Source organism: Bacillus pfraonensis, assembly GCF_050768835.1.
Classification (GTDB): Bacteria; Bacillota; Bacilli; order Bacillales; family Bacillaceae_G; genus Bacillus_A; species Bacillus_A pfraonensis.
The window spans coordinates 140,162-153,992 of record NZ_JAHCDO010000019.1 but is presented as its reverse complement, the minus strand read 5'-3'; the positions used below and the strand labels follow the sequence as shown (position 1 = coordinate 153,992).

The 13,831-nt window shown below is 35.6% G+C and carries 12 protein-coding genes; 5 read left to right on the top strand and 7 right to left on the bottom strand.

The genetic code is table 11. The features are described from left to right. Positions 1-60: 60 nt before the first annotated feature. The gene (locus KFD70_RS19170) at positions 61-1,266 is read left to right on the top strand and encodes an NAD(P)-dependent malic enzyme (protein ID WP_336452914.1); all 1,206 of its coding nucleotides are present in this window, start codon (positions 61-63) and stop codon (positions 1,264-1,266) included. 321 nt (positions 1,267-1,587) lie between these two features. On the opposite strand, the gene KFD70_RS19165 is transcribed toward KFD70_RS19170, so the two are convergent. Then, complete coding sequence (locus KFD70_RS19165) at positions 1,588-2,127, bottom strand: DUF4871 domain-containing protein (RefSeq protein ID WP_336452915.1); 540 nt, start codon at positions 2,125-2,127, stop codon at positions 1,588-1,590. A gap of 120 nt (positions 2,128-2,247) precedes the next feature. Further along, the gene (locus tag KFD70_RS19160) at positions 2,248-3,174 is read right to left on the bottom strand and encodes a DMT family transporter (RefSeq protein WP_336453033.1); all 927 of its coding nucleotides are present in this window, start codon (positions 3,172-3,174) and stop codon (positions 2,248-2,250) included. A gap of 119 nt (positions 3,175-3,293) precedes the next feature. On the opposite strand from KFD70_RS19160, the gene pdxR reads away from it, so the two are divergent. Next, positions 3,294-4,694: a MocR-like pyridoxine biosynthesis transcription factor PdxR gene (gene pdxR, locus KFD70_RS19155; RefSeq protein ID WP_336452916.1), complete on the top strand. Its 1,401-nt coding sequence runs from the start codon at positions 3,294-3,296 to the stop codon at positions 4,692-4,694. Between the two features lie 10 nt (positions 4,695-4,704). After that, positions 4,705-5,037 carry a hypothetical protein gene (locus tag KFD70_RS19150; RefSeq protein ID WP_336452917.1) on the top strand — a complete coding sequence of 111 codons (333 nt, stop codon included), beginning with the start codon at positions 4,705-4,707 and terminating at the stop codon, positions 5,035-5,037. A 32-nt stretch (positions 5,038-5,069) separates the two neighbouring features. Here KFD70_RS19150 and KFD70_RS19145 read toward each other — a convergent pair whose 3' ends face one another. The 3 genes from KFD70_RS19145 to KFD70_RS19135 form a co-directional block, all read right to left on the bottom strand. Then, entirely contained in the window at positions 5,070-5,582 is a 513-nt protein-coding gene (locus KFD70_RS19145; RefSeq protein ID WP_336452918.1) for a GNAT family N-acetyltransferase, read from the bottom strand. A 194-nt stretch (positions 5,583-5,776) separates the two neighbouring features. Continuing rightward, positions 5,777-7,153 (bottom strand): sensor histidine kinase, encoded by a 1,377-nt coding sequence (locus KFD70_RS19140; RefSeq protein ID WP_336452919.1) that lies wholly within the window; start codon positions 7,151-7,153, stop codon positions 5,777-5,779. Between the two features lie 109 nt (positions 7,154-7,262). Further along, complete coding sequence (locus KFD70_RS19135; RefSeq protein ID WP_336452920.1) at positions 7,263-7,934, bottom strand: response regulator transcription factor; 672 nt, start codon at positions 7,932-7,934, stop codon at positions 7,263-7,265. 331 nt (positions 7,935-8,265) lie between these two features. Here KFD70_RS19135 and KFD70_RS19130 point away from each other — a divergent pair, with 331 nt between their 5' ends. Further along, positions 8,266-8,388: a hypothetical protein gene (locus tag KFD70_RS19130; RefSeq protein WP_098335770.1), complete on the top strand. Its 123-nt coding sequence runs from the start codon at positions 8,266-8,268 to the stop codon at positions 8,386-8,388. A gap of 373 nt (positions 8,389-8,761) precedes the next feature. Here KFD70_RS19130 and KFD70_RS19125 read toward each other — a convergent pair whose 3' ends face one another. Next, positions 8,762-9,268, bottom strand: a complete 507-nt coding sequence (locus tag KFD70_RS19125) for a GNAT family N-acetyltransferase (protein WP_336452921.1) — start codon at positions 9,266-9,268, stop codon at positions 8,762-8,764. A 303-nt stretch (positions 9,269-9,571) separates the two neighbouring features. Next, positions 9,572-10,387, bottom strand: a complete 816-nt coding sequence (fdhD, locus tag KFD70_RS19120) for a formate dehydrogenase accessory sulfurtransferase FdhD (RefSeq protein WP_336452922.1) — start codon at positions 10,385-10,387, stop codon at positions 9,572-9,574. Positions 10,388-10,883: 496 nt separating this feature from the next. On the opposite strand from fdhD, the gene fdhF reads away from it, so the two are divergent. Further along, positions 10,884-13,826 carry a formate dehydrogenase subunit alpha gene (gene fdhF / locus KFD70_RS19115; RefSeq protein ID WP_336452923.1) on the top strand — a complete coding sequence of 981 codons (2,943 nt, stop codon included), beginning with the start codon at positions 10,884-10,886 and terminating at the stop codon, positions 13,824-13,826. Positions 13,827-13,831 lie beyond the last annotated feature (5 nt).

Sequence of the window (13,831 nt, the reverse complement as noted above, 5' to 3'; positions counted from 1 at the left end):
CAGACAAGCTAGCTATATAAAGATGTAGCTAGCTTGTCAAATTAAAGGGAGATTGTAACTATGTTAGAAAGTCAAATTAAAGAGCGTTCATTATTACTTCATAAAGAATTGGTAGGGAAAATTGAAATTACAAGTAAAGTAGAAGTAAATTCAGCAGATGATTTAAGTTTGACATATACACCAGGAGTGGCTGAGTCTTGTAAAGCAATCGCTGCAGATGAAGAAACAGCTTATGATTATACAGCGCGCGGTAATATGGTTGCAGTTGTTTCGGATGGAACAGCAGTACTCGGATTAGGTGATATTGGACCAAAAGCAGCTATGCCTGTTATGGAAGGGAAAAGTATTTTATTTAAAAAGTTTGCGAATGTAGATGCATTTCCGCTTTGTCTTGGAACGACTGATGTAGATGAAATCGTAACCATTGTTAAAAATTTAGAACCTACATTTGCTGGTATTAATTTAGAAGATATTGCCGCGCCGCGCTGTTTTGAAATTGAAAAGCGCTTAAAAGAAGAAATAAATATTCCAGTGTTCCATGATGATCAGCACGGAACAGCAATTGTTGTTTTAGCTGCAGTTATTAATGCTTTAAAAGTTGTAAACAAACAGATAGATGAAGTGAAGATTGTCATTAATGGTGCCGGTTCTGCAGGGATTGCAATTGGTAAATTGTTATTAAATGCAGGCGCACAGCATATTACACTAGTAAGTTTAGAAGGGATTGTTTGTGAAGGCGAATCATGGATGAATCCGGCACAAATCGAGATTGCGAAAGAAACAAATCGTGAATTTGTATGTGGAACATTAAAAGAAGCGATTGACGGTGCAGACATTTTTATCGGTGTATCTGCTCCTAACGTATTAACAAAAGAACTTGTGCAGACTATGAATGAAAAACCGATTGTGTTTGCAATGGCGAATCCAATTCCAGAAATATTCCCAGAAGATGCACTAGAGGCCGGGGCAGCGGTTGTTGGAACAGGACGTTCTGATTTTCCAAACCAGGTAAATAATGTGTTAGCGTTCCCTGGAATATTTCGCGGTGCACTAGATGTACGTGCGACAGATGTTACAGAAGAAATGAAGTTAGCTGCAGCATATGGAATTGCAAACATCATTACTGATGAGGAACGGAATGAGAACTATGTAATTCCAAATCCGCTAGATAAAAGAGTTGTACCAAGTGTGGCTGCTGCAGTAGCGAAGGCAGCAATCGAATCAGGTGTAGCACAAATAAAAAAGATACCAAGTTATTTGAAATAGTAAGAAACAGTACCTTTTTTTAGAAAAGGTACTGTTTCTCTGAGGAGATAAGGGATCAAAACAGTGATGAAGCCTTATCTCCTTTTATTGTCTTATACGATTCGTAATGAATTTTTTTTGTTTCATTATTTGTTCAACTCCATCGCAACTTGTTTTCCGTTTACGAAAACTTCTACTACTGCCACTACAACTTCCATCACTTTTTTCATCTCTCATCTCTCCTTGTTTATTGTTTCATTTCTTACTTTTAGTATAAGAGAGAGAGGGAGATACAACTATCGAAGTAGATGACACGAGAATTACATTGTTGTAAGGAAGAGATTAAGCTTTGTCACTTTTTTCTACATGAATAACAATTTGTTCATAATATTTCTCACCAATATATACATTTAATAACCATAATCCAGGAGAAGGCAGTGACATAAGGAAAGGAAGTTCTTTTATATTTGAATGAATGGGAGTAGGAGCAGTCCAAGTTTGTTCGGAAATTTCATCTTGGAAGAGTACGGGAGTGGGTGTTGTAGACCCTTGTTTTAAAGCAATAATAGATAGTTTTCCAGATGGTATTTGCGGATCGAGGAAGAACCACATCTGTTTATTTTTCTCACCAGCAATGAAAGTACTATCTGCAATTGCAATTTTTCCTTCAATGCCTCGTAACGGTGTTTTTCCATCAACAAAGGAAGGACTTTCTTCCCAGTTAACATCTTTTAAGACGCTTAAATGAAAAAATGAGGGTGCATTTGTTTGAGGGTTTGAAGTCTCTATTATTTCTTTTCTTGGTGCTTTGGAATCTTGTTCGATTGAGGTACATCCAGTGATGAGACAGGAGAAAAGTAGCGCAGTTCCAATTTTTTTCATCTTGCCACACTCCTATTTTTCGTTGTTAGTGTAATTGTATTTGTTAGAAGAGCGGACAATTCCTTTTCATTCATAAAAAAGAGGTCATAAGTTTAGTATGACCTCTTTTGACATTTTGTACTATATTTGTTCCGGTGTGAATGTAGGCTCTGCTTCTTTTTCTGGCATTGTTAAGAAAATAACAGCGATGACGATACATACACCGCCTAGTAATTGGTATGCTCCGAAAGATTCTTTTAGCCAAGTGATGGAAATAACAGCTGCCACAAGCGGTTCAATACTAGATAAAATACTAGTCTCTGTTGCTGATAAATATTTTAGACTGCCAATGTAAAGAAGAAAAGAAAGTGTTCCACTTATAATAATTAAAATTAGCATAGAAAATGTTTGTAACGTAAAGGTTTGCGAAAGTTGTTTCCATTCAAAAGAGCGATTATAAATGAATAGTGCAATACCTCCTATTAGCATCCCCCAACCAATAATAAGAGTCGTCCCCCATTGTTTAATAAGGGAAGCTGGGTGAAGTGTGTAAAAGGCAAATCCAATTGCTGTTAAGAGACCGAATAAAATAGCTTCCTTCGATAAAACAATATTTTGAACGGATCCATTGGTAATGATAAAGTATGTGCCTGTTAGAGCAGCGACAATTGCTAATACTTGCATAGTGGAAGGAAGTTTTTTATGCCGCAGTGCAACATAAACAGTAATGAGAACTGGCCCTAAAAACTGGAATAAAGTAGCGGTAACTGCGTTGCTAATATGCACTGTTTCAATAAAAGCATACTGGGCGCCAAGCATTCCAAGAATAGAGAAAATGATCAGTTGTAAAAGATGGCGCGGGCTTTGCCAAATGCGAAATATATTTTGTTTTTTTAAAAGTAAGAACCATAAAATAAAGACCCCAGCAAGTAATAGACGAATGACTAAAAAATCGATAGATGATATTTTCGTATGTTGAAAAAGCCACTGAATCATCGGACCTGATAATCCCCATAAAGTAGCTCCTGTAATAATCATAATGAGGCCGAGTCGTCTGCTATTGTTCATCATCATGATGCTCCTTTCTAAGATTGATTTTTCAAAGTTTACATGATAAAAGGAATTATATATAACTTCTGGTACTATAAAAAGTATCAATAATTAATTTTATAAAGGGGTCAGATTTCATGTTAGAATTAACACCAAATTTGAATATGGAGGAAAAAATCCCGCTGTATGTACAGTTATACGAATATATAAAAGCAGAAATAAGAAGTGGAAAAATTCCTCCTTTGACGAAGCTCCCAGCAAAAAGAAAGTTAGCGGCGCATTTAGAAGTGAGTAAAAATACGGTGGAATCGGCATATGAACAGCTTCTTGCAGAGGGATATATTGAATCGATGTCACGCACAGGCTATTTTGTATGTGAAATAGAACAAATGATGCATACAGTGCAAAAAAGAGAAGTCGTGAAAGAAGTATTGTACAGGGAACAGAAATATAAATATGATTTTACACAAACTGGTGTAGATGCAAATTCATTTCCGTTCTCTGTATATCGAAAGATTTCAAACGAGGTATGGCAACTAGAAAATAAGGACCTACTATTTCTTGGTCATCCCCAAGGTGAATTGAGTTTACGTGAAGAGATGGCGAAATATTTATATGAATCAAGAGGTGTGAGATGTTCAGCAAGCCAAATTGTAATAGGAGCTGGCACACAGTTTTTAATAAGAATGTTGTTTCAGTTGCTAAAGAGAAGCTATTTTGCAGTTGAAAATCCAGGATATCACCGGAAATTAGTTGTCTTTGAGAAAGGTGAAGAAAATGTCCAGATGCTCTCGCTTGATAAGGATGGGATTTGTATTTCAGATTTAGAAGGTAGTAATGCAAATGTTGTGTTCGTTACCCCATCTCATCAATTTCCGTGTGGAATGATTATGCCAATTAAAAGACGGATGCAACTATTACAATGGGCACAAGGAGAGAGTGGGCGTTATATTATTGAAGATGATTATGATAGTGAGTTTCGTTACTCTGGAAAGCCGATTCCCGCATTGCAAGGACTTGATACAGAGGGAAATGTAATTTACATGGGAACACTTTCAAAAGCATTGCTCCCATCATTACGAATGAGCTATATGGTATTGCCAAAACAATTAATCGAGTTGTATCAAACACAATATTTATTTTATACACAAAGTGTTTCAAGAATCGATCAAGAAATTATTAGAAGATTTTTAAACGAAGGACATTGGGAAAAACATATTCATAAGATGCGAGTTGTTTATCGAAAAAAGAGAGATGCTCTTGTCTCAGCGATAGAAAGGTACTTTTCTAATAAGGTGGACGTGATAGGAGAAGATTCTGGCTTACATATTTTATTAAAGGTTCACAATGGGATGTTGGAAGAAGAATTAATAGAAAGAGCGGCTGAAAATAGCATAAGGGTATATCCAGTGTCTATGTATTATAAAGAAGGGACTACTTCAAAAAATACAGTTTTACTTGGGTTTGCTATTTTATCGGAGGAAGAGATTGAAGAGGCCACTCAATTGCTATATCAGGTGTGGTTTTTGGAAAAATAGGAGGAGTTTGGTGAAAGAAGTTATTGTAAAGTTACAACGGGATAAAAGAATACAAAATATCATTATTATTGCTGGATTAATAAGCATATTATTGGGACCAGAGAAGTTAAATATATACACTGGGATTTTGTATGGCATCATACTGACAATTATTGTGTATGTTTCGAGTTATGTGTACCTAGAGCCAATATGGAAAGGGGGTCTCTATTCAGTAAGCGCAGTATTAATACTAGCTGTTCTTTATGGAATATTTACTATATTTTTTCCATCTGTTCATTATATAGTGGTTATAATTATCATTGGAGTAGTGTGTTTTACATTTACATATCTTGTCGGAAAATAAAAAACATCCTCATGCATGTGAGGATGTTTTTCTTATTTCTCTTCATCTAAGAATAAAACCATATGCTCTTCATCCCAGTACTGACCGTTATATTTTAAAGAACGCTCTTGTACACCAAATGTTTTGAAGCCTAATGATTCATAAAGTTTTTTTGCACCATCATTTCCGACCACAACATCAAGCATAACTTGTTCTACTTCTAATGTTTTTGCAAGTTCAATACACTCTTTAATAAGAGATTTTCCTGCTCCAAGTCCACGTGCTTTTGGCGATACATATACCGAACCAATTTTTGCTTTATGCTCTTGTTTCACGTATGGTTTCGTTTCTAAGGTTGCAACCCCGATTAAGTTTCCGTCTTTAAACGCACCTAGCGTATAGTTTTCATCTTGCGCTAATTTTTGTGCTTTATACTCAATCGGGCATTCTTTATTAATAATATCTTCATAAGAAGAACTGAAAGCCTCAGGATTTTGCTTTAATCCTTCTACACGAAGCTCTAAGTAAATTTCTGCTTCATCCTTTGTTAATACATGGATATCCAATTATATCACCCTCCAAATCTTTGACAGATGTAATTATATTTTATATTGAAATAAGAATAATTTCAAAAAGCTAGCTTTTGTTAGTAGTATTTTATTGAGTTTGTAAATGAAATTCCAATAAATAGTAGCTATTAACATAATATCACCAGTAGATTTTTCGTAAAGATACTACTGGTGATAGACGAAAAATTATATTATTCGATTGGTAATGTAATAATAAATTCTGTTCCCATTCCAAGCTTACTTTTTACTTGAATGGAGCCGCTATGTAACTCAACAATTTCTTTTACAACAGCTAGACCGATTCCTTTACCACCCGTAGCCCGCGTTCTTGATTTATCAACCCGATAAAAACGATCAAAAATATGTGGAATCTCTTCTTGCGGAATCCCTTCTCCTTCATCTTGCACACTTATAGAAAAAGTATTCCCATTTTGATAGGCGTGTACAGTAATAACAGACTGTTCATAAGAATGCTGATAGGCGTTGTGTAATAAATTTAGCATCACTTGTTCCATGCGGCGTTCATCCATACAGACATTAGGATTATCTGCGCAGTAAAATTTAATTTTTATTTGTTTCTTAACAAACGTAGTCTTTGTTTTTTCAATCATCCGTTCCAGAAAAGGCAAGAGTGGCATTTTCTGTTTTTTAATAACAAATTGATGTTGTTCTAATTGCACAAGGTCAAATAAATCTTGAACAAGTTCTGTTACACTATCGGTTTCGTCTTCGATAATTTGCAAGTATTCTTCACGCTCCTCTTTAGATAAAGACTCTCGTTTTGCAACTTTGGCATAGCCTTTCATATAGGTGAGTGGTGTGAGAAGTTCGTGAGCAACGCTTGCAAGAAATTCATTTCGTTCTTTTTTCATATAGGTTAATTCGCTTGATAATTCTTCAATGGTTTTAGCTAAACTACCAAGTTCATCATTTCGTGTAATTCCCAATTTAATTGGTTTATTTAGCTTTAACATTTTTTCTGTTGCTCGTTTCATTTTAATAAGTGGATCAGTAATGACGCGAGAAAAAATAAATACAGAAATTGTTGTTAAAAGAAGCGTTAATATACCGATAATCATAAATTGACGTGTTAAACGAAGGATCATTTTCTCTAAGAAGGCTGTATCTAAAAACATATGTACATATCCAATAACTTGCCTGTGAACGATAATTGGAGTTGCTGTTGAAATAAACTTTGATGTTTTCCAGTTTTGTTCAACCATCGTTCCATCTGTTGAAATAGATTGTATTTTGTAGTCAAGCTGCTTTTTCATTTCGTTTGTGACAGGATCAGAGGCGGAAAGAACTTGCCCATTCGTATCTGTTATGACTAATTTTGTATCTGAATCAGAGTGGGATTCCATTGCTGCAGCATGCTCCAAAGCGCGTGTGCTATAACGTCTAGCAATAAATTTACTATAGCGCTTGCCTTTTTCTAAAAGGGCTGTTTTTTCTTCATCGATGCGCATGTTCGCAAGACTCGTATGAAAAGATAAAAAGGCAATTGTTTCAATACATAGAGCTAAGATTAAAAAGTATGTACCAACCTTGAGGGATAGTTTATTCATTTTGTCACCATACCTTTATTTCACATTAATGGCCAGCAGAAAGAAACTCACTACCGACCAGAGTTTTATTATGCTTGTTTAACGAGTTTTAAGTGGGAGAAGTCAATTCTCATTCACTTTTCCACTTATATCCCACTTTATAGATAGTCTCTAAGTATTTTTCAACAGGAAAATCTTTTTTTCGTAATTTATCACGGATATTGCGGATATGTGAGTCGACAGTACGGTATTCAATATCGGTTTGATATCCCCATATTTTTTCAATTAAATCATCACGGCTATATGCTCGATTCGTATTTTGTAAAAACAGTCCTAGTAACGAAAACTCGATAGGTGTAAGTGAAATTTTTTCGTCGTAAACAGTGACAGTATGTTTGGTTTTATCCCATTCAATACCATTGAAGCTAATAAAACCATCCTTTCTTGTTCGGCGCAGTACAGCTTCAATTCGTGCAACGAGTACTTGTTCGTCAAAAGGTTTTGTAATATAGTCATCGGCCCCCATTGTGAGTCCCTTAACCATATCGTAGTTTTGATTACGAGCTGTTAACATTATGATTGGAACATTGCAGATTTGGCGGATTTGATAACATGTATCCCATCCATCCATATTTGGCATCATGACATCTAACAAAATGATATCGAAGTTTTTTTGCTGAATTAGTTCAAGAGCTTCTATGCCAGACGTGGCTTTCATACAAAAATAACCGCGTGGACTTAAAAATAAATCTAATAATCGTAACATGCGTTCTTCGTCGTCTACTAATAAGATTTTTATCATGGTCTTGTGCACCTCAAAACATTCATTTCTACTTTGTATAGTTTACATGAAAATAATAAAAAACTCTGTTTATGTGATTGAATTGTAGTGTATTTTTTCTACTAAGGCAATTGACATAAAAAATGCACTACTTTTGCACAACTCTTTTTTATAATAAAAGGCGTAGCGACACAAAATACCCTATGTTGCGACATAACGTCATGTCATTTTATTTATAAAATGACAATTCCATTCTATTGTGTATGTGAGATAGCGAGAAATTTCGTATTCACCTCGCATCGGATAAGGAAAATTTCCTATCTCACACTTTTTTTAAAAGGGGAATATACACATGAGTAAAAAAGAAGAACGTTTCCAAAAGGATAAACAAGATCGCAATGCTGTTGTAATGTGTGTTGCCGTATCTATGCTAATCATTGTAACGTGTGCGAATAAATTTTTCGGAATTCTATAATAGATGTATAAGCTCGTTGTTTCGTTTGGAGAAACAATGAGCTTTTTTTATTTGCATAGGGAGGAATTAAAAGGTGATAGAAGTTTTATATAAACCAAGGAAGAATTGCTAATCCTGAAGTGACGATTATTGTGCCACAAATTAAAAAAATAAGATGTTTGTGCTGTTTCATATCTGTTGTTCCTCCGGTTACTGATTTTTATGCTATTACTGCTATTATTTTTTTATCTTTTATTTCTTTTGGGTGTGATTTCGTACTTTTAGTATAGGGAAGAGGAGGGAAGAGAACCATTCAATTAGATGACATGAATATTACATTGTTGTAAGAAAAAAGCACCTTTGTATCAAAAGGTACTTTTGTGAAAATCTATCATTAGCTATTTAAAAATAAAACCATATGTTCTTCATCCCAATACTGTCCATTATGTTTTAAGGAACGCTCTTGTACACCGTATGTTTGGAAACCAAGTGATTCGTACAGCTTTTTCGCAGCTACATTTCCAACGACAACATCGAGCATGAGTTGTTCTACATGTAATTTATGAGCATTTTCAATAATGGCTTTTATTAATACACGTCCAGCCCCAAGACCGCGAGCTTTTGGAGAGACGTAAACAGATCCGATTTTCGCTTTATGTTCTTGTTTAATAAATGGTTTTGTTTCTAAAGTAGCAATTCCAATCAAATCGTTATCTTTAAAGACACCAAGGGTATACTTATCAGGGTTAGCTAAACGTTTTGCCATTGCAGCAACTGGATCCTCATGTTTTAGTACATCTTCATAAGAAGAACTAAAGGCTTCTGGATTTTGTGTTAATCCTTCCATACACACTTTTAAATAAATTTTTGCATCTTCTTTTGTTAATAAACGAATTTCCATATCAGTAACCTCCTCAGTTTAGCTCACTCTATAGGAAAATGAATACGCCGCTTTAGTGTTTAAAGCAGGGGGATCCGTAAGAGTATGATGATTATATTCATAGAATATCTACTGTGTATTCATAAACATATTCTTTACGTACTCATTCTTAATTTGTAAAAGAATAAGTAGATATATGCGAGAAAAACATGTATCTTCTTTTGTTTTTTGTCTCGCTTTATGTAATGAAATTATATATTAACTTTATTAACTATTCAACAATTAAGTATGTTACATTTTTATAACTAAAAAATGATTCCCTTGCTAGGAATCATTTTTGTCTGTTATATATCCTTCAATTCGTTCTGGGTGAGTATAAATATTACAAGAATCATTACGAATAAACCCGACTACTGTAATGCCTAAATCATGAGCAAGTTGCAAAGCTAATTTTGTTGGAGCTGATTTAGAAAGAACAATTTCACAACCGATTTTAGAAACTTTTAGTAAAATCTCAGATGAAATTCGGCCACTAAATGCAATGATTTTTCCTTTGATGGGGATATGGTTACGTAGACAATGACCATATATTTTATCTAATGCGTTATGTCTACCGATATCCATTCTGGATAGGAGAATGGTATTTCGATCGCAAAGAGCAGTATTGTGAACTCCTCCGGTTTGACGAAATGTAGTAGAAGAGTGTTGCAAGGTATTCATTAAATGAAAGCACTCTTCTGGAGTAACTGTTACATGTATATCATGTAAATTTTTTGCTTTTGCTGCATCATTTACAAACACAAAACCTTGTCTACTTTTTCCGCAACAAGAAGTGACATATCGTTTGTTATATAGTGTTTGATAGAGAGGATTGATTTGTGATGTTTTTACGTGGACAACCCCTTTGTCTTTCTGTATCCATAGCTCATCAATACCTTCATAAGAAGCGATAATTCCTTCAGAAATTAAAAAACCTATTACCATATCTTCAATATAATTTGGAGTACATACAACTGTTACGTATTCTTCCCCATTTAATTTAATTGTTACAGGATGTTCTGTGACAATTTTATCTTCTTGTTCAAGGAATGTTCCAGCTTGATAACGTACCATTTTACATGTTTCTTGGACAGGCCCCATCGTATTTTCCCCTTCATATGTATTTTTCTTACTATTTATCATAAAACATAAAAAAAATAAAAGCATCTGTTATGTATATAGTGAAACTTTCATCAGTAGGTAACTTCATTCCTTAGTTCTCTCTGAATCTTGAGGTGGAGGTCTTACTGCCCAGAAATAGCGAGATAAATTTTAAGTAATCTGCACTTTTTGTTTTACTTGGAATGGGGGAGGAAAGGGGAAAAAGGAATGTGTGTCTATGCATGGCCCAATGCTCTATTCCACCTAAAAAGACAGGTTGTACGTTTGTTCTTAGTTTCTATATATTATTTGGTTATTATTGTATATGTGAGATATAATAGAGTGGTAGAATAGTGTCATTTTTATACCTTATAGCATCAAGAATCGACTTCTAAGATAGGATTTCAGCAGAGCGTTTCAAAAAATGTACAACAATAAAGTTTTGAAAGCGGATTCAAAAATTTATTGTACAGTTAGTTGTAAGGAGAGGGGAACTATGGCAGAGCAAACGGTTCGTGTAACTATAGATGGAAAAGACTTTCTTTCATCTGGTGAAAAGACGATACTGCAATTATTTAACGAAAGTGATTTAGAGCATCCACAGATTTGTCATGTACCGGAAGTAGATCCAATTCAAACTTGTGATACATGTATTGTGGAGGTAGATGGAAAATTAATGCGTGCTTGTTCAACAAAATTAGAAAATGGTATGCACATTGAAAGAAAATCAGCACGTGCAAAAGAAGCACAAACGGAAGCAATGGATCGAATATTAGAGAACCATTTATTGTACTGTACAGTATGTGATAATAATAACGGGAACTGTAAAGTTCATAATACGGTACATATGATGGGGATTGAGGAACAGAAATATCCATATGAACCGAAAGTTAGTGCAAAAGAAGTAGACATGACTCATCCATTTTATCGTTACGATCCGAATCAATGTATTGCTTGTGGGCAATGTGTAGAAGTATGTCAGAATTTACAGGTAAACGAAACATTATCAATTGATTGGAATTTAGATCGTCCGCGTGTAATTTGGGATAGCGGCGTAAGTATTAACGATTCATCTTGTGTGAGTTGCGGGCAATGTGTAACGGTGTGTCCTTGTAACGCATTAATGGAAAAATCTATGCTTGGGGAAGCTGGGTTTATGACCGGATTAAAACCGGATGTGTTAGACCCAATGATTGATTTTGTAAAGGATGTAGAACCTGGATATAGTAGTATTTTAGCAGTTTCAGAAGTTGAATCTGCAATGCGCAAAACGAAGATTAACAAGACGAAAACAGTTTGTACATTTTGCGGTGTAGGTTGTTCGTTCGAAGTTTGGACGAAAGACCGTCAAATTTTAAAAGTACAACCTGTATCAGATGCGCCAGTAAACGGAATTTCTACATGTGTGAAAGGAAAATTCGGCTGGGACTTTGTAAACAGTGAGGACCGCATTACGAAACCGTTGATTCGTCAAGGAGATATGTTCGTTGAAGCATCATGGGAAGAAGCTTTAGAGGTTGTTGCATCCAATATGCAGCACATTAAATCTGAATATGGTAGCGATGCATTTGGATTTATTTCTTCTTCAAAAGTAACAAATGAAGAAAACTATTTAATGCAAAAGCTAGCTCGTCAAATATATGGAACAAATAATGTAGATAACTGTTCCCGTTACTGTCAATCACCAGCAAGCGATGGGTTAACAAAAACTGTTGGTATAGGCGGAGACGCAGGAACAGTGAAAGATATTGCAGCAGCTGGCCTTGTCATTATTGTGGGAGCGAATCCAACGGAAGGACACCCGGTACTTGCTACTCGTGTGAAGCGTGCTCACAAATTACAGGAACAAAAGTTAATTGTGGCAGATCTTCGTAAACATGAAATGGCAGAGCGTGCTGACCTGTTTATTCATCCACGTCAAGGAACAGATTATGTCTGGCTTGCGGGTATAACAAAATATATTATTGATCAAGGCTGGCATGATAAAAAATTCTTAGACGAAAATGTGAAAAACTTTGATGAATATAGCAAGATGTTAGAGAAATACACACTTGATTATACAGAAAATATTACAGGTATTTCTAAAGATACATTAAAAGAAATAGCTCGTATGGTATATGAAGCAGACGGTACTTGTGTACTTTGGGGTATGGGTGTTACGCAAAATACAGGAGGAAGTACAACATCCGCAGCGATTTCAAACTTACTTCTTGTAACAGGTAACTATCGCCGACCGGGTGCAGGTGCATATCCACTCCGTGGGCATAATAATGTACAAGGTGCTTGTGATATGGCAACATTACCAAACTGGCTTCCGGGTTATCAAGCAGTGTCGGATGATACGCTTCGTGCGAAATTTGAAAAAGCATATGGAACTACCATTCCGAAAGAGCCAGGACTGAATAATATTGCGATGCTTGCTGCAGCAGAAGAAGGAAAACTACGTGGTATGTATGTAATGGGAGAAGAAATGGCGTTGGTCGATTCTAATGCGAATCATGTGCAACACATTTTAAGTAATCTTGATTTCCTTGTAGTTCAAGACATGTTCTTATCAAAAACAGCTCGTTTTGCTGATGTTATTTTACCAGCGGCACCAAGTCTAGAAAAAGAAGGAACATTTACGAATACAGAGCGTCGTATTCAGCGTTTATATGAAGCTATGAAACCACTTGGTGATTCTAAACCGGACTGGTGGATCCTACAAAAAGTAGCTCGTGCCCTCGGTGGTGATTGGAATTATGAAAGCCCAAGTGAAATTATGGATGAAATTGCATCACTCGCGCCGTATTATTCCCAAGCCACATACGACCGCTTAGAAGGATGGAATAGTTTATGTTGGGGTAGTCATGATGGTAGCGACACACCACTATTATATGTAGATGGCTTTAATTTCCCAGATAAAAAAGCACGTCTATCATTGGATGAATGGATTCCGCCGGTTGAAGCACCAGAAGAATACGATTTATTATTAAATAATGGTCGTTTACTCGAACATTTCCATGAAGGGAATATGACAAATAAATCAGTAGGAATTTTATCTAAAATGTCTGATGTGTTTGTTGAAATTTCACCAGAGCTTGCTGCTGAGCGGAATGTGAAAGATGGCGGACTTGTCGAGTTAGCATCACCGTTTGGGAAAATTAAAGTACAGGCACTTGTTACAGATCGTGTGACTGGAAATGAGCTATATTTACCGATGCACGCGACAGTAAATGAAGAAGCGATTAATATTTTAACAGGAACAGCGACAGACCTGTATACTTGCACACCAGCTTATAAACAAACGATGGTGAAAATGCGTGTGTTGCGCGAAAAAGGAAATCGCCCACTTCCTGCTTCGAACCCAAGAGATAAAAAACGTCATCCGCAAAATGGTGTTGAAATTCAGCAGAAATGGCAACGAAAACAATATGTATCACTTGTGGATCAGAACTAGGGGGC

What these genes read in the sequence shown, in the direction of transcription:
- KFD70_RS19170 (WP_336452914.1), top strand. Translation starts at nt 61, where the DNA reads ATGTTAGAAAGTCAAATTAAAGAGCGTTCATTATTACTTCATAAAGAA.
- KFD70_RS19165 (WP_336452915.1), bottom strand. Translation starts at nt 2,127, where the DNA reads ATGAAAAAAATTGGAACTGCGCTACTTTTCTCCTGTCTCATCACTGGA.
- KFD70_RS19160 (WP_336453033.1), bottom strand. Translation starts at nt 3,174, where the DNA reads ATGAACAATAGCAGACGACTCGGCCTCATTATGATTATTACAGGAGCT.
- pdxR (WP_336452916.1), top strand. Translation starts at nt 3,294, where the DNA reads ATGTTAGAATTAACACCAAATTTGAATATGGAGGAAAAAATCCCGCTG.
- KFD70_RS19140 (WP_336452919.1), bottom strand. Translation starts at nt 7,153, where the DNA reads ATGAATAAACTATCCCTCAAGGTTGGTACATACTTTTTAATCTTAGCT.
- KFD70_RS19135 (WP_336452920.1), bottom strand. Translation starts at nt 7,934, where the DNA reads ATGATAAAAATCTTATTAGTAGACGACGAAGAACGCATGTTACGATTA.
- KFD70_RS19130 (WP_098335770.1), top strand. Translation starts at nt 8,266, where the DNA reads ATGAGTAAAAAAGAAGAACGTTTCCAAAAGGATAAACAAGATCGCAAT.
- KFD70_RS19125 (WP_336452921.1), bottom strand. Translation starts at nt 9,268, where the DNA reads ATGGAAATTCGTTTATTAACAAAAGAAGATGCAAAAATTTATTTAAAA.
- fdhD (WP_336452922.1), bottom strand. Translation starts at nt 10,387, where the DNA reads ATGGGGCCTGTCCAAGAAACATGTAAAATGGTACGTTATCAAGCTGGA.
- fdhF (WP_336452923.1), top strand. Translation starts at nt 10,884, where the DNA reads ATGGCAGAGCAAACGGTTCGTGTAACTATAGATGGAAAAGACTTTCTT.